The 14,330-nt window shown below is 62.3% G+C and carries 19 protein-coding genes; 15 read left to right on the forward strand and 4 right to left on the reverse strand.

Translation table 11 applies throughout. The annotated features are described in order from the left end of the window. Window positions 1-53 precede the first annotated feature (53 nt). The 3 genes from E1281_RS15375 to E1281_RS15385 all read left to right on the forward strand — a co-directional run bounded on the left by E1281_RS15375 (window position 54) and on the right by E1281_RS15385 (window position 1,845). Entirely contained in the window at window positions 54-614 is a 561-nt protein-coding gene (locus tag E1281_RS15375) for a TetR family transcriptional regulator (RefSeq protein ID WP_131878654.1), read from the forward strand. Window positions 615-1,022: 408 nt separating this feature from the next. Continuing rightward, window positions 1,023-1,244 carry a hypothetical protein gene (locus E1281_RS15380; RefSeq protein WP_131878656.1) on the forward strand — a complete coding sequence of 74 codons (222 nt, stop codon included), beginning with the start codon at window positions 1,023-1,025 and terminating at the stop codon, window positions 1,242-1,244. Beyond that, entirely contained in the window at window positions 1,237-1,845 is a 609-nt protein-coding gene (locus E1281_RS15385; protein WP_131878658.1) for a DUF2637 domain-containing protein, read from the forward strand. Before E1281_RS15380 ends, E1281_RS15385 begins: the two co-directional genes overlap by 8 nt. A 71-nt stretch (window positions 1,846-1,916) precedes the next feature. On the opposite strand, the gene E1281_RS15390 is transcribed toward E1281_RS15385, so the two are convergent. Continuing rightward, window positions 1,917-2,774, reverse strand: coding sequence for a hypothetical protein (locus E1281_RS15390; RefSeq protein WP_131878660.1), 858 nt, complete (start codon window positions 2,772-2,774; stop codon window positions 1,917-1,919). Window positions 2,775-2,837: 63 nt separating this feature from the next. Continuing rightward, on the reverse strand, window positions 2,838-3,569 hold the full coding sequence (locus E1281_RS15395) for a DUF5919 domain-containing protein (protein ID WP_131878662.1): 732 nt from the start codon (window positions 3,567-3,569) through the stop codon (window positions 2,838-2,840). A gap of 170 nt (window positions 3,570-3,739) precedes the next feature. Here E1281_RS15395 and E1281_RS15400 point away from each other — a divergent pair, with 170 nt between their 5' ends. The 6 genes from E1281_RS15400 to E1281_RS15425 all read left to right on the forward strand — a co-directional run bounded on the left by E1281_RS15400 (window position 3,740) and on the right by E1281_RS15425 (window position 8,225). Then, complete coding sequence (locus E1281_RS15400) at window positions 3,740-4,018, forward strand: hypothetical protein (protein ID WP_131878664.1); 279 nt, start codon at window positions 3,740-3,742, stop codon at window positions 4,016-4,018. An 89-nt stretch (window positions 4,019-4,107) separates the two neighbouring features. After that, window positions 4,108-4,461, forward strand: coding sequence for a hypothetical protein (locus E1281_RS15405; protein WP_131878666.1), 354 nt, complete (start codon window positions 4,108-4,110; stop codon window positions 4,459-4,461). Between the two features lies 1 nt (window position 4,462). Next, window positions 4,463-4,918, forward strand: a complete 456-nt coding sequence (locus E1281_RS15410) for a winged helix-turn-helix domain-containing protein (protein WP_131878668.1) — start codon at window positions 4,463-4,465, stop codon at window positions 4,916-4,918. A gap of 49 nt (window positions 4,919-4,967) precedes the next feature. Further along, window positions 4,968-5,552, forward strand: a complete 585-nt coding sequence (locus E1281_RS15415; protein WP_131878670.1) for an HD domain-containing protein — start codon at window positions 4,968-4,970, stop codon at window positions 5,550-5,552. A 55-nt stretch (window positions 5,553-5,607) separates the two neighbouring features. Beyond that, window positions 5,608-6,768, forward strand: coding sequence for a DUF262 domain-containing protein (locus tag E1281_RS15420; RefSeq protein ID WP_131878672.1), 1,161 nt, complete (start codon window positions 5,608-5,610; stop codon window positions 6,766-6,768). Continuing rightward, a complete protein-coding gene (locus E1281_RS15425) occupies window positions 6,765-8,225 on the forward strand; it encodes an AAA family ATPase (protein ID WP_165958944.1) in 1,461 nt (486 codons plus the stop codon). The genes E1281_RS15420 and E1281_RS15425 overlap by 4 nt, the downstream gene beginning before the upstream one ends. Window positions 8,226-8,291: 66 nt before the next feature. Here E1281_RS15425 and E1281_RS15430 read toward each other — a convergent pair whose 3' ends face one another. Together E1281_RS15430 and E1281_RS15435 are read right to left on the reverse strand one after the other, a co-directional pair. Beyond that, window positions 8,292-8,771 carry an NUDIX domain-containing protein gene (locus E1281_RS15430; RefSeq protein ID WP_131878676.1) on the reverse strand — a complete coding sequence of 160 codons (480 nt, stop codon included), beginning with the start codon at window positions 8,769-8,771 and terminating at the stop codon, window positions 8,292-8,294. Window positions 8,772-8,775: 4 nt separating this feature from the next. After that, the gene (locus E1281_RS15435) at window positions 8,776-9,519 is read right to left on the reverse strand and encodes an XRE family transcriptional regulator (RefSeq protein ID WP_131878678.1); all 744 of its coding nucleotides are present in this window, start codon (window positions 9,517-9,519) and stop codon (window positions 8,776-8,778) included. 179 nt (window positions 9,520-9,698) lie between these two features. Between E1281_RS15435 and E1281_RS15440 the strand changes: the two genes are divergently transcribed. From E1281_RS15440 to E1281_RS15465, 6 genes are all read left to right on the forward strand, one after another. Beyond that, the gene (locus E1281_RS15440; RefSeq protein ID WP_131878680.1) at window positions 9,699-9,914 is read left to right on the forward strand and encodes a hypothetical protein; all 216 of its coding nucleotides are present in this window, start codon (window positions 9,699-9,701) and stop codon (window positions 9,912-9,914) included. Window positions 9,915-10,079: 165 nt separating this feature from the next. Beyond that, window positions 10,080-10,268, forward strand: coding sequence for a hypothetical protein (locus E1281_RS15445; RefSeq protein WP_131878682.1), 189 nt, complete (start codon window positions 10,080-10,082; stop codon window positions 10,266-10,268). A 30-nt stretch (window positions 10,269-10,298) separates the two neighbouring features. Beyond that, entirely contained in the window at window positions 10,299-10,643 is a 345-nt protein-coding gene (locus tag E1281_RS15450) for a hypothetical protein (RefSeq protein WP_131878683.1), read from the forward strand. Between the two features lie 59 nt (window positions 10,644-10,702). Then, window positions 10,703-12,430 carry an FtsK/SpoIIIE domain-containing protein gene (locus E1281_RS15455; protein WP_243716985.1) on the forward strand — a complete coding sequence of 576 codons (1,728 nt, stop codon included), beginning with the start codon at window positions 10,703-10,705 and terminating at the stop codon, window positions 12,428-12,430. A gap of 125 nt (window positions 12,431-12,555) precedes the next feature. Continuing rightward, a complete protein-coding gene (locus E1281_RS15460) occupies window positions 12,556-12,792 on the forward strand; it encodes a helix-turn-helix domain-containing protein (protein WP_131878687.1) in 237 nt (78 codons plus the stop codon). Window positions 12,793-13,016: 224 nt separating this feature from the next. Further along, window positions 13,017-14,159: a site-specific integrase gene (locus E1281_RS15465; RefSeq protein ID WP_131878689.1), complete on the forward strand. Its 1,143-nt coding sequence runs from the start codon at window positions 13,017-13,019 to the stop codon at window positions 14,157-14,159. Window positions 14,160-14,330 lie beyond the last annotated feature (171 nt).

Below are 14,330 nucleotides of genomic sequence, written 5' to 3' on the forward strand. Positions count from 1 at the left end.
TCGTTCGAACGAACGATAAGGAACGCGCCGATCGTAGGGAAGACTGTGCACCGATGAGCGCCCGAGACCAGATCCTCCAGGCCGCCCTCCGCCTCATCGGCGAGCGGGGCATCGGCGCCATGACCAACCGAGCCGTCGCCCGCGCGGCCGGCGTCTCCCTCGGCTCCCTCACCTACCACTTCCCGTCCCAGGAGGACCTGCTCCGCGAGGCCCTGCACACGTTCGTGGAGGACGAGATCGACCGCATCACCGCCTACGTCAACGCCCTCGCCGAGTCGGGCATGGCCCCGACCGAGGCGCCCGACGAGGTCGAGAAGGCCGTCATCGGCTTCGCGACCGGCCCCGAACAGGTCGCCAACCTCGAACTCCACCTGCACGCCGCCCGCGACCCGGGCCTGCGCGAGACCTCGATCCGTTCCGTCGAGGCCTACGACCGCCTGGCCGCCGCCGTCCTCACCGCACTCGGCATCCCGGACGCCGAACGCCACGCCCCGGCGATCGTCGCCATGCTCTACGGCCTGGCCGTCCGCCGCCTGGCCACCGGCGACGCCGCCGCCACCGGCACCGCCGACGCCTTCCGCCTCCTCCTCCTGGGCGCACTCCCCCGCACCTGAAAAGGCTTCTGGCCCGCACGGCCCCAGAGCGGGGTTACGGGGCCATGCGGGCCAGAAACCTGTCTCAATCAGGAACCTCAGTCGGAACCTCAGCCGACGTTCGCTCTGCTCTCCGCCTGTGCACCTCCGCCGTGTCTTCGATCTGACACCGATAACGCTAAGCCGCCCCACCCCCCAAAAGAATGCCTTTAAGCCTCGCTTAGGGAACCGCTGAGCCACTGTTATTCAGAACCCGTCCGAACCCGTCCGAGGACGTCGTCCAGGGAGCCGCTCACCTGCGAAAACCAGGGAGGGAGACCAGGGGAACAGTCCGGCACTGTCGACTCAAGTCGGGTCACCCCGACCCACGTTGGCTCCCGAGATTGGCTCCCCCTGGCTCCCTCCCTCCAAGCAGGGAGGAGGCCACCCATGGCCCTCGAAATCACCGAAACAACGATGACCGCGACGGTAAACAACGAGGTCATCGCCACCGGAACCCGTACCGACTGCGGATGGCACATCACCACGTGGCCGCGCCCACTCGACCGCAACGCGGCTATCACGGCCCTCATGCTCGCCGAACGCCTCGTCACCCACGGCGAAGAGGACCCGTGCGTGATCGAGTGGCGGAGAGAGCTTGGCCATGGCTGACCGCCTCATCCGGATCACAACCGCGCTCGCCGTAGTGGCGGTAGCCGCCGTGGCAGCCGTCATCTCCTACCGCCACGCCTACGAACTCGTCCACGCCCACGGCGAGACCGGCCCCACGGCCCGCCTCGTCCCGTTCACTGTGGACGGCCTCATCTGGGCAGCGTCCATGGTGATCCTGGACGCAAGCCGCCGGAAGCAACCCGCCCCACCGTTGGCAAAGTGGAGCCTCGCCGTAGGCATCGTGGCGACGGTAGGAGCCAACGTGGCACACGGCGCGTCCCACGGCGTCATCGGGGCCCTCGTCAGCGCATGGCCCGCACTCGCCCTCGTCGGCGCGTTTGAGCTACTGATGACACTCACTCGCAACGCTGCGCGCTCTGACCTCATCCAGGACGAGGCGTCCACCGAAGCGGAACAACTCGCACAACCGCGTACCGAAGTGGAGCCGACGCCGGAACAAGCCGTCTTGGACGAGTACAGAGCAAGCCTCAACGGCCCGGGACGGCCGCTCTCTCAGCGCTACCTCGCTGAGAAGCACGGCATCGATCGCCGCAAGGTTCGGAAGATCATCACCAACCCGGAACCGTCTGTCCCGGCCTGAGCCATAGGGGGCCCAGTCACAGCATCAACCTGAGCCGTGACTGGGCCCTGCCCGCTGCTATTCCGAACAATCTACCGAATTACAATCACCCTAGTCGGGATTCCAGGGCCATCCTGGGACAAGTCATCCTCAAGAGAGTTGGGGTTGTCGAGAACCTCTTTTGGATCGTAAACGATTGCAAAGATGGCCTGACAGTCGGGGTGCTTAGGGTAGCGCCCCCAATCGACAAGCAACTCGGCACCCACATCCTTGTCTTTTTGTCCTTCTCGCACCATCTTTATTTCAACAGCTACACCAATATCGCGAATCATGAAGTCTGGTATTGAACTTCCACCAGCATGCTTCGAAGCCGGATCTTCGTCACTCACATTTACGTAAAGCAATCTCAAGGTCGCCAGTATGACGATTTGCAGATCTTTTTCTTTTGCAATATTCGGAGCGGGCACGTTATTCGATGCTTTATTCTTCAAGGTGCGCAGGTAGTCTGGCAGCCTACGGAAGATGCTAGCGAGTTCATCGAGCGTGCCGATTACATCACTCTCGGCATGAAGTTCCTGAATGAGGATCTGCCGTTGAGTTACCAGAGAGTCTCGAACCGTGCCTTGAAACTCAACCTTCCACTCACTGATGAGCGGATTCTCCTGGTCCGGGTTATAGAAATCGTTCTTCGTAAACGGGTCCACCAAAAACGCGCGAACCCTGTTAGTCCATGCCCCTCCCTCATACATGTCGACAAACTTTTCCAGTTGCTCTCCATCTAACATCGACTTGGCTGCCATATACCACTTCCCATAGTCTCGCTGAACTCTTCGAACCTTATCCGGAGAGACTTCGGCACCCTGCTGCCAATGCGACATCTCTGTTTCAAAGTCTTCATTCTTTGAGATTAGGTCTTGCAACTCTTGGCGACGCTGCACAACTCGCGACATGAACTCTCCCCATGATCAAGTCAGTGATCCGGCCCCAATATTACTCCAGCGAGGTCATCGTTATCAGCTCAACGCACGAGCGTTCACCCATACGCGAGCGAAGCTCTCCAGGTATGTGCTCGCCATGTCGCCATCCTCAGCCCTTCGTAGATGCAAGACAGGCGCTTGGGATGCAGCGATGCCGTAGGCGTGCGGGTTGATCAGTAGATCGTCATCGGCGCGGTAGATGGAGTTGTAGAGGACGGTGTCATGCAGCCGGATCTCAACGCCCTCCACGTCCCGCAGAGCCCGGTAGTGGACGAGGGCGTTGCGGATCTTCGCGGCCATGGACTCGCCTACACCCTCGTCACTGCCGCGCTCAGCGACACACGTTCCGTCCGGGTCACCGAGCAGAACGCGCACTGAGACGCCGTCATGCGCTCTCTCAGCGAGTGCGCGCATGATGCCGGTGTCCTCGGCGAGGAAGAGTCCCGCGTAAGCCAGGACACCGATCTCGTCCCGCGCGCCCCAGAAGAGCTGCTGCCAGACCGGACGGGGGACGGCCCACCGGTGCGGATAGGTCGCTAGGACGTCGATCACTGCTGGCTCTGCCCGGACGTTCGCTACGGCGAGTTGCGGCCACAAGTCCGCCTCATCACGCCCGACCAGGGACGCGACCCGCGCGCGATGGCGCGGGTAGGGCACACGCCCAGAGAGCCACCGGTGGACGGTCTTGGGGTCTACACCCAATCGGGCCGCAGCGCCGGCTTCGGTCAGGTTCGCGTCGGCAAGGGCACGTCGCAACAAGTCGTTCACCGGACCTCCCGCAGTGCAAGTGAGAACGACGCACAAGCGACGCTAACAGAAGACGTCCCAAGACGTCCCTAGATGCCGATGGAGAGGTCCCACCCCGGACGGAAGGCTCAACACACACCGCGAAGACACCACTTCGCCCGAAGCCTCCACACGCAAGGCAAGGAGCCACCATGTCCACCGAATGGCCCCAGAAGGCCGCCCCCAACCTTTACGAGGCCGACGCGCGAGCGGCGGACGAGGCACTCGCCCAGTTGCGCCGGGACTTCACCGGTCACCGCATCTGGCGCGCGGTGCGTTGGGACGGACGTCTCGGAGACTGGGTCGCCAGCTTGCACGACCCGCACGCCGGAGTGGACCCCACGGTGATCCGATCCAGCCCCGCCGGACTGCGCGAAGCGCTCGTCCACGAGGCGGCACGCGCTGAGGTCGCGCGCGTGGAGACCTGGTGATGGCGCGGCATCAATCTCCGCAGCCGTCACCAGAGGAGGCCGCGAAGGGGAGCGCGGCCTCTCGGGGTGGGGAGGAGGTGGCGCGGCCGGTGTGGATTCCCCCAAATGCACCGGCCGCGCTCCCTCTGCCCACCTACAGCGGCCCATGGCGCGCACGCTGGCACCTCACCCTCCTCTCCCTGGTGATGCGCCGGAACGGATGGAAGACCCAACTCCGCACCACCGGACCGCGCCACCTCCTGCGCATCTACTCCAAGTGCACCCCGACCATCGGCGAGAGCGTGTCCGTGGCCTGGGGCGATGGCGCCTGGTGGTACCAATCCAGCACCGGCCTATGGCTCACCCCATGCCGGAAGTCCGAACTCGCCGCTGACAAACTCGCCATCCTGCTCACGCCCTGGGTCGCAGCGGCATTCGACCCCCTACGGGACGAGCAACTCTGACATGACCCGCCGCACGGCATGGGGCACCTACACGCGCATCACCAACGCGCTACGCCAGCGCCTCACAGACGGCACCTACGCCCCCGGCACCCACCTACCGAGCGAGGCCGCCTTCTGCGCCGAGTTCGGCGTTGCCCGCAACACCGTGCGGCGGGCCCTGTCAGTCTTGAAAGACGAGGGACTCATTACCGTCCGCACCGGGGTAGGACGCCTCGTCCGGGACGAGGCCACCAAACCACGCACCCGTTCCGAGAACATCGCCGCGAACCTACGCCACCAGATCGAGGACGGACGCCTCCAACCGGGCGATGCCCTACCGAGCGAGGCCCAGCTCTCCCGACGCTACGGCGTATCTCGCTCCACGGCGCGGACAGCCCTCATCACCCTCGAAACCGCTGGCCTGGTCACCTGCGTCCACGGCAAAGGACGCTACGTCCGCCAAGACGTCCCCAGATGAGCCACACACGCCCGTGGACGTCCACCCGCACCCCCGTAGCGTCCGACCCATGAACAAGAACACCGCCGCATGGGCACGCAACCTCGCACGCAAGCACCTGGAAACCCCACTCCCCCGCCGCTGGGCACACACCCAAGGCGTAGCCCGCCAAGCCCGCACCCTCGCCCCCATCCTCGGCGACCAGGCAGACCGCCTCGAAGCCGCCGCCTGGCTCCACGACATCGGATACGCCCCCGACCTCGTCGAAACCGGCTTCCACCCTCTTGACGGCGCCCGCTATCTCCGCGACACCCACCAGGCCGACCCCCACCTATGCCGCCTCGTCGCCCACCACTCCTGCGCCCTAATCGAAGCCCGCGAACGCGGCCTAGGTACCGAACTCACGACTGACTTCACAGCTAAACCGCCTCCCCTCAGCGAATTCCTCGTCTACTCTGACATGACCACCACACCAGACGGGAGCACGGTAACCATCGTCGATAGACTGGCGGAGATTCGTGACCGCTACGGGACAGGAAACGTAGTGACGAAGTGCATCAACCTGGCTGCACCCTTGCTGACCGATGCCGTACACACAGTGGAACGCGCACTCAAGCAAGCACCGCCTGAACTGTTTGATGCAAACCCGGTATGATGCCATCAACCCGCCAAATGCTTACCAATAAAGGCCAATAATAGGCAGATAGGCTATGAGATTTCAGACAAGCGATCCGGACATTGCGACGATATTTCGACGGATCGAACGCAAAGTAATCGACCTCCAGCCGGAATTTCAACGAGGCGAAGTATGGACCACTCCAAAAAAGCAGCGCCTCATTGACACGATTCTTCGCAAGTGGCATGTGCCGCCAATTCACCTAGTCTCGAAAGGTGAAGGAAAATTCGACGTTTTGGATGGACAGCAGCGACTGACGTCAATACGTGACTTCATGCAAGGGTCTTTTCCAGTTGATGCAACTATAGAGCCCATCGTCCCCGGATTCGAAGCTTACGATGGGCTGCGATATGGCCAATTGCCCGAGGGTCTTCGTGACGAATTCGAATCATTTGCCATCCGAATTTTTGAACTTCATGACTACACCCCGGAAGAACCACACGAGCTATTCTTTCGCCTCAATCAACCGATGACCCTCACTGAAGCAGAGAAGCGCAATGCATTTATTGGGCCCGCCAGGAATCAAGTCAAAGAGCTGGTCGAATGGGCAAAGCCACTGGGAATGAACCCAGACAGTCTCGGCTTTTCCAATGCTCGCATGGCGTATGATGACCTAATTTCCAGATTCTTGCTGGTCCTGGAGCAGGGCACGTTGACCGAGAAGGTCACCGCACTTCGCATTACAACCCGTTATCGCAAGCATGAGCCTTTCAAGGAAGAGACAATACTAAGAGCGAGGACTGCGCTCAACTTTTACCTCAACCTTCCTATTCACGAGCAACCAGTCAACCTAAAACCGAATAAAGCAACCATCCACACGTGGCTATGCATGGCCGCAAAGCTTGCCAAAGAAGGCTTGCTAGACTCTTGCGGTGAATACCTGGCCAAGACGGTTCAAGAGGTAGAGTCGTGGCGAGTGCAACGCACCCGGGACATCGATGCGACTTCGGCAATTCCTCGAGCGATTTTCCACGATCGAGCAACATCTCGCGTAGCCGATGTTTCTTCTGTTGTACTCCGCGACATGACCGGATCAATGGTTCTAACAGAATTGCTAGGACCCCATTTTCCCACCCCGGACTTCATGGAACCGGCCGAGCGGGCGTGGGGACAAGTCGCAGGCAACCAGAGTCCTGAGCGTACCCTGGCGAGCTACTGCACGGAAGTCGGATGGGGTGCCCAAGGATGGCTGTGAGATTCATCGAACGCCAGCAGCGGCTCCGGAAGCTTTCCGAGCGTCGCTACACGACTCATCTAAAGGAGTTGCAGCTAGAAACTTGGACTGGGGAAAACCATTCCGCAAACCTTAGCCCTGGGCTGAACATTATCGCCGGTGGAAACGGAGCTGGGAAGTCGACTCTCCTCGGCGCTATCTGGCGGTGTGTTGCAGGGCCAGTTTCTCCGGAACAAGCTTTGGTTCCAAGCGCGCCCCCTTGGCTAAAGAAGATCCAGATCGAAGGAGAGCATTCGGAAAATTCCTTCCATGTTGAGCTTGAACTCGATTCCAACCAGGCGAACAATACATTTACCGGAAACATTGAATACATAGACCCGGCCACCGAGACGGAAGACATACTCGGCAAATTTAGGCGAGACGCTCAACCAACTGATCTACTAGAAGGAATCGATCCCACTCACTTTTCTCGAAAACAACTCGAAATGCTTTCCTATGTGTTGCGAAGAGATTATTCTGAACTCCTGGTATACGAGGTTACCGCATTTAGTGAAGACGACAGTCCTGTACCGTATTTTGAAGTCGAATCAATGGGGAAGAGATATGCCCTGCCACAGATGGGACGCGGCGAGCTTTCCGCGTCCTACTTGTTGTGGCGGCTAGAGGCGCTGCCAACTGGATCCATAGTGCTGATTGAGGAACCTGAAAGTCATCTAGCGTTTTTTTCGCAGAATTTGCTCGTAGACGCTATCGTTGCCGCGGCCGTGGACCGAGACCTATGTCTCATCGTCTCTACTCATTCACCTGGCTTTTTCGGCAAGCTCTCCTCTCGAAACATATCACTCATATCTTCTCTTCCCGAACCTAGCCTTCGATGTGGACTCCCGGTCACCACCGTATCGGATCATCTGGGCATACGACCCAATATCGCTGCGCTAGTTCTTGTGGAGGACGAAGTCGCGTCTGAACTACTTCAAGCTGTGATTTCCTCAGTCGATCGTGAGACGCTAAAGCGTCTCGAAATATGTCCAGTCAGGAGCGGCGAGTCTGGAGTGACGAAGAGCGTTCAAGACATCCAGGTTCGCTATGCCAGCTCGATAAAAATCATGGGCATCCTGGATGGCGATCAGCGCCCCAACAAGGACATACCGTCCAAAGGTCCGGACATGATCGGGTACCTGGTAGGGGCTCATCCTCCCGAGGAACTCATTAGGAGAGCTTTCTTGAGGTGGCGTTCCGGCGACTTTCCTGACTGGTCGCCTTCGGTCCCGGGAACTCCGGATGAAGTGAGACTCTGCCTCGAACGTCTTGACGGACTTGACCTCCACGATTGGTTCCGCGCGTTTGCGAATGAGTTCGGCGGAACCCGGATCATCGCCCACACAGCAACTGACCTCCTCCTTCAGGACGAAGAAGTCAGAGCCGAGGCTATTGAGCTGACTAACTGGATCAGAGAGCAAGGAAATATTTCTGATTAATCGCCACATCCTCTCCTGTCGTCTACAGGGCCTTCACTACACGGCAGCACTCGCCAATAGTTAGTTCTAGCGAATAAAGGGTGTCGAGCTTCTCTCAAAAATATACTGCCGCAGCCGCAACCTCATCGTTCGATCCATCCGCAAGCTCCCAGTGCTCAGCGCAGGTGTCCACATAACTGCAGAGGACTCGTCACTAAGAACTGGGTCACCAGCAACTGGGGATGCGGTCAAGACTATAGAGAACTCCTGACGGACTTCGTTGTTGCTCGTGTAGTGAATTACGTGTTTGGGGTCGCTGTAGATGCCTACTAGGCCGGTGATCTTAACGTCAATTCCCGTTTCTTCTTTGGTTTCGCGAATGGCGGCTTGGGTTACGGACTCGCCTAAATCTATTGCGCCGCCTGGTAGCGCCCAGTTGTCGTTGTCGGTGCGGCGGATCAGGAGAATCTCGCCGTTGTCGTTCTCGACGACTACGTTGACGGACGGGACGAGGCTGTTGGCCTTGGGGGCGTTGGGGTCGTCGTAGTAGTCGATTCTGCGGCCCATGAGGTCAGTCCCCCGGTATGGGTGTGGCGCCTTCCCAGACGCGTTCGAAGCTTTCTAGGTAGGTGTTGACCAGGTCTCCGCCGGCTATGCGGCGTAGGTGCCAGACGGGGGCGTGTGGGGCCGTGACGCCGTAGACGTGGGTGTTGACGAGGAGCTGGTCATCTGCGCGGTAGATGGAGTTGTAGAGCACCGTGCGGTGGAAGCGGAACTCTACGCCGTCTTGCTTGCGCAGGTTCTTGTAGAGGACGAGGGCGTTGCGGATCTTGGCGGCCATGGCCTCGTCTACGCCCTCGTCTGTGCCGCGTTCGGCTACCTGTGGGCTGTCCGGGTCGCCCAGGAGGATGCGGACGCGGACGCCTGCTTTGGCCTTGTCCGTCAACGTGCGCTGAATTCCGGCGTCTTCGGAGAGGAACAGGCCCGCGTAGACCAGGATGCTGATCTCTTCCTCGGCTGCGGCGAAGAGACGTCCCCATGCGTCCCTTGGGACGGACGTCCGGTGCGGGTAGATCGTCACCAGTTCGCTGCTGGACGCTGCGGTGACTTGGTCGTTGGAAAGTGCGTCCGGCCAGAGGAACGTCTCGTCTACGCCCAAGCGTGAAGCCACTGCGTAACGGTGCCGCCGGTATGGAGTGCGGTCTTTGGTGATCCAGCGTTCTACCGTTTTGGGGTCCACGTCGATCGATTCGGCGAGCGTGGCGATAGTCAGGCCCTGCTCTAGCAAGGCTGCGCGTAGGCGTTCGTTCGGCATGCACCCGTCCGGGATCCGGGACGTCCTGGGACGCGATCAACCCTAGAAGGACGTCATGAACACGTCCAGTCATGTAGTGATCTCGTCCCCCAGGTCACGCGCATTCTCTTTCTCGTAAGCCACCGAACGCCCGAAACCGCCCCCGCCGGAAACGGGCCTTACGAGAGGAGTGATCGCACATGATCCTCGTCCTGGCATCGATCATCGCCGTCTTCCTCGCGGGCTCCACCTGCGGCATCTTCGCCATGCTCGTCATCGGCATCCACAACGAGGAGCGCCGGGCCGCGCGTGGCCGTACCGAGTCGTCCCGCTGCGGCGCGGCCTCCGTGCGACTGCTCAGCACCCGCACCCGTACGTGTGACGACACGCCCCAGCGTGTTCCGGCGGGGCGGTGAGGATGCAGCGCATGCCTCGCGTCATCACCGGCCACGCGTGCGCGTGCGGCGCACGTGTCGAGCCCGGTAACCGGCGGTGCCGCAAGTGCCGCGCCCGCGCCCGGTGGATCCGGCGGGGGCGCGGCTCCCGGTTCCCGGACCTGTGGCTGTGAAGGGGGTGAGTCTGTGGAGGTTTCGGTTCCCCTGGTGGTGATCCTCGGCGCGGTGGTGTGGGTCGCGTGGCGGTACATGGGACTGCGTAGCTGGCACATCGCCGTGTGCCTGCTATTCGGGTTCTTTCTTGCCGCGACCAGTGCCGCGCCGGAGATTCGCCGAATGGTGTCCGTCCTCGTCCAGTCGCTTTCTCAGCACTGACGTCCCCCGACCGAAGGGAGGGATGCCCTGGTGCCTGATATCCCGCCGCACGTCAAGGTCAACGTTCAGGAGGTACGAACGCGCAATCTCGCCGCGCGTGAAATCGTCTCGAATCTGTCCGCCGCGATGCCGTCCATTGAGGACTTGTGGCTTCGCCTTTACGCGGCGCTCGCCGACGTCCCCGCACTCGTCTCCGAAGTCACTCGGCTTGCGTCCGTTCTGGCCACGGTGCGGCGGGACCGCGCGAACCTGGTGGCCGCTGGACGCGCCACCCTCAAGGCGGAACGGGATGCCGAGCCGGATCCGCTGTACTACCTGCGCGACGAGCTTCGCGCGCAAGGGCATCTGCCCCCGGACACTTGGGGGCGCTCATGAGCCGGACACGTCAGATGCGGCGGCACGCCCACAAGATGCGCCGCAATGGGCTTCAACCCATGGTGGTCATCGACAGCGACGGGCCTTTCCCCGACGTCGCGGGCGTCCTCGTCGCGCGGGCCATGTGGCGGTACCGATCGGAGCTGGCACCGGTCTACATGGTGGCTGCCCTCGTCCTTGGGGCGACGCTCTTGCACCTCACACACCCGGAGTGGTGGCCATGGATGCTGGGCCTCGCAACGGCCATCGCTTGGGCTCTCGCCCTGTTCGGGGAACGGGTCGGCCTCGCTCTCCGAATCGAGCGGATCTATGCCGCTACCGTCGCCCTGGGCGCCGGTGGGTGGCTCTCTGCCGCTACCGCACTCGGCATCGCGTACCGGCCGCTGCCCCTCATGCTCGCCGGCGGCGGGTTCGTGCTCGCCCTACCGTGGTGGGTGCATCGCAGGCGGCGCGCCAAGGTGCGTGTCGATCGGCAGATAGCCGCGTGGCCGGAAATCGCGCAATCGGTCGGCCTCGCCGGATCACGGGCACAGTCCGCGGTGGTGGATGTGTGGGGATGGCGCGCACGCTTCGCCCTGGCACGCGGCCAAACGATTCAGGACGTCATCGGGAAGGTTCCGGCTATCGAGTCGGCGCTTGGGACGTTCCGGGGTGCTGTGCGGGTCTCTCCGACGCGCGACGACAAAGCCAATCGTTTCGAGTTGCGGGTCCTCGACACCGACCCGCACGCCGACGCGATCCCGTGGCCCGGACCGTCTGTCTCGTCCATTGCCGAGCCGATCGACCTCGGCCCGTTCGAAGACGCAACCGGCGCGCGTGTTCTGCTGCTGCGACGTCACGGCCTCTTCGGAGGTGTGGCCGGTTCGGGCAAGAGCGGCGGAATCAACGTCCTGATAGGCAATCTCAGCGCATGCCGGGACGTGGTCATCTGGGCCATCGACCTCAAGCGCGGCATGGAGTTGCAGCCGTGGGCGTCCTGTATCGATCGACTCGCCACCACACCGGAACAAGCCCGCGCCATGCTGCGCGACGCCGTCACCGTCCTGGAGGCGCGCGCCGACTGGCTCACTGCGCATGGTCGGCGCGTGTGGGAGCCGACGCCGGACCTTCCGGCACTGGTCATCATCGTGGACGAGTACGCCGAACTCGCCGATGACGCTCCCGAAGCCGCCAGCGACACCGACTCAATCGCGCGGCGGGGACGCGCTGTGGCCGTGACGCTGATCGCGGCCACTCAGCGGCCCACACAGAAGGCCATGGGCAAGGGCGCCGTCCGGTCTCAGATGGACGTGCGCGTGAGCTTCCGCGTCCGGGAACGCAAGGACGTCGATCTCATCCTCGGGCAAGGGATGCTTAGCGCCGGATGGCACGCCCACACCCTCAACGCCCCCGGCAAGTTCCTCCTCTCCGCCCCCGAACACGACACACCCCGACGCGCCCGCGCCTACCTGCTCACCGATGCCACCGTGGCCGACACCGCAGAGCGCCACGCGGCCACCCGTCCGGCGCTGGACGAGGTCTCTCGGCGCGCCCTGGAGGAGGCACGCATGACGCCCGCCCCTCCCCCGTCCGTCCTCGTGACGCCGTCCCGCGAAGACCGCGCCGAAATGGCGCTGAGGGGAGCCCTGGACGGCGCGCCGGACGAGGGGCTTCCGATCGCCCACCTACTGATGATCACGCAACTGAGCCGACCGACCCTCTACCGGCGCCTCGCCGAGCTGGTGAAGACCGGCCGCGCCGTCCAAGTCGGACGAGGCCGCTACAAGGCACCCGATCACACTCGGTAGTCGTCTCACCGTCTCATCTCACGCGCGTGCGCCTGCACGTATGGGCGCCGGAGAGGTCCGTGAGACGAGACAGAGACGAGCACCCACCGCAACCAAGGAGATGATCACCGACCCACATCACGCACATGCCCGGGTCACCGGGCGAGAGGAGGTGGTGCCCCATACAGGCGTACACCGTCGAACAAGTGGCCGACATCCTCAACATCGGACGGGACAAGGTCTACTTCCTGATCCGCACCGGCCAACTCCGCAGCATCAAGATCGGCAAGCTGCGCCGCATCACTGATCGGCACCTCGCCGAGTTCGTCACCTCCCTGGAAGAGAACGCCACCAAGAACCAGGGACGTCTAGGGACGTCTTGAGTTAGAGTCGTGCGTAGGCCCAGGGCACGCCGCCCATACGGAAGGCCCTTGGGCACCCGGTTCTTGACAACTCGATCTACGCCAGCGTCCACAGAACGACTCGGGCCGTGACGCCCCCCCGCTCTCTCGAACGGAGGCGTCACCGACCCGCGCCGTCACACGGACGCAGGCAGCTCGCGACCGATCAAGAACCACCCAAATCCCCACCCCAAGGAGGCATCCCCTTGGCAGAAATCATGATCGGTAACTACCAGGCGTCGATCTACCAGGAAAACGGCGGATGGACCGGCGCGATCTCACTCGGCTACCACCCCAACGGCAAGCGCAAGCGTCCCAAGAGGAAGGGCAAGACCAAGGCCGAGGTCAAGGACAAGCTCAGGGAACTCGCCGAAGAGCTGGAAAAGGGCGTCAAGACGAATCGCAACTACTGCGTCCGCGACGCGGTAGAAGACTGGCTCACCGCGTTCGCCTCGTCCGGCAAATCACAGGCGACCAACGAGGTCTACCGGTCACTCACCGATAACCAGCTCGTCCCGTTCATCGGCCGGACCCTCCTCAAGGAACTCACAGCCGATGACGTCGAGAAGTGGCTCAACGGCAGAGCAGAGCAGCTCACCTCGTCCTCTCTCGGCATCGTGCACAGCATCCTCACGAGGTCGATTCGCAGAGCGGCGCGCCATGACCGCATCGGCCGGAACGTCGCCGAACTGGTCGACACCCCGACCGGCAAGCCCACCCGTAAGTCACGCTCACTCAGCCTGCGACAGGCCACAGCCCTACTCGAAGAGGCGAGCAAGCCCCAACACCGAATCGGCGCCTACGTCGTCCTGGGCATCGTCTCCGGGCTCCGCACGGAGGAACTCCGCACCCTCAAGTGGAGCGACGTCGATTTCGACAAAGCAACCGTCTACGTCCTCCGAGCCGACCGGCACAAGGGCGAGACCAAAACGACGCTGAGCCGACGCGGTCTCGGCATCGCCGACATGGGGGTGGACGCGCTCCGCACCCTCAAGAAGCAGCAGGCGGCCGAGAAGCTCAAGGCAGGAAAGGCGTACCAAGACAACAACCTCGTGTTCTGCCACGAGGACGGCCGTCCGTACGCCGCGCAACACGTCCGCCACCGGTTCCGCAAGATCCTGAAGGCCGCGAACCTCAACCCCACCGAGTGGTGCCCCCGCGAACTGCGGCACACGTTCGTCTCCATCATGAGTGACCACGACGTCCCCATGGAGAAGATCAGCATCCTCGTGGGCCACTCCAGCACGAAAATCACCGAGACCGTCTACCGCCACCAGCTCAGGCCCGAGATCCGCGACGGCGCTGAGCACATGAACGACATCTTCACCCGCAAGACCAAGTCCGCGTAGGCGCGCGGCTCCCGAGATGGCTCCCCAGACCTTCAGACGGAAAGGCTCAACTCCCCCACCTGCGACGCAGCGCGATTTATCCTTGCGCCTCGCTTAGGGAACCGCTGAGCCACGCTTATTCGGGGGTGGGAGGAAGTGTTTCTTTGGGGGGTTCTGCCTGGGAAACAAAGT

This window comes from Actinomadura sp. KC345, from assembly GCF_004348515.1.
In the GTDB taxonomy this organism is placed as follows: Bacteria; Actinomycetota; Actinomycetes; order Streptosporangiales; family Streptosporangiaceae; genus Spirillospora.

Excerpts from the sequence above, each read along its gene's own strand:
- E1281_RS15385 (WP_131878658.1), top strand. The coding sequence starts at position 1,237 with ATGGCTGACCGCCTCATCCGGATCACAACCGCGCTCGCCGTAGTGGCG.
- E1281_RS15420 (WP_131878672.1), top strand. The coding sequence starts at position 5,608 with ATGAGATTTCAGACAAGCGATCCGGACATTGCGACGATATTTCGACGG.
- E1281_RS15460 (WP_131878687.1), top strand. The coding sequence starts at position 12,556 with ATGCCCGGGTCACCGGGCGAGAGGAGGTGGTGCCCCATACAGGCGTAC.
- E1281_RS15390 (WP_131878660.1), bottom strand. The coding sequence starts at position 2,774 with ATGTCGCGAGTTGTGCAGCGTCGCCAAGAGTTGCAAGACCTAATCTCA.
- E1281_RS15430 (WP_131878676.1), bottom strand. The coding sequence starts at position 8,771 with ATGGGCCGCAGAATCGACTACTACGACGACCCCAACGCCCCCAAGGCC.
- E1281_RS15415 (WP_131878670.1), top strand. The coding sequence starts at position 4,968 with ATGAACAAGAACACCGCCGCATGGGCACGCAACCTCGCACGCAAGCAC.
- E1281_RS15455 (WP_243716985.1), top strand. The coding sequence starts at position 10,703 with ATGGTGGTCATCGACAGCGACGGGCCTTTCCCCGACGTCGCGGGCGTC.
- E1281_RS15375 (WP_131878654.1), top strand. The coding sequence starts at position 54 with ATGAGCGCCCGAGACCAGATCCTCCAGGCCGCCCTCCGCCTCATCGGC.
- E1281_RS15380 (WP_131878656.1), top strand. The coding sequence starts at position 1,023 with ATGGCCCTCGAAATCACCGAAACAACGATGACCGCGACGGTAAACAAC.
- E1281_RS15440 (WP_131878680.1), top strand. The coding sequence starts at position 9,699 with ATGATCCTCGTCCTGGCATCGATCATCGCCGTCTTCCTCGCGGGCTCC.
- E1281_RS15400 (WP_131878664.1), top strand. The coding sequence starts at position 3,740 with ATGTCCACCGAATGGCCCCAGAAGGCCGCCCCCAACCTTTACGAGGCC.
- E1281_RS15410 (WP_131878668.1), top strand. The coding sequence starts at position 4,463 with ATGACCCGCCGCACGGCATGGGGCACCTACACGCGCATCACCAACGCG.
- E1281_RS15435 (WP_131878678.1), bottom strand. The coding sequence starts at position 9,519 with ATGCCGAACGAACGCCTACGCGCAGCCTTGCTAGAGCAGGGCCTGACT.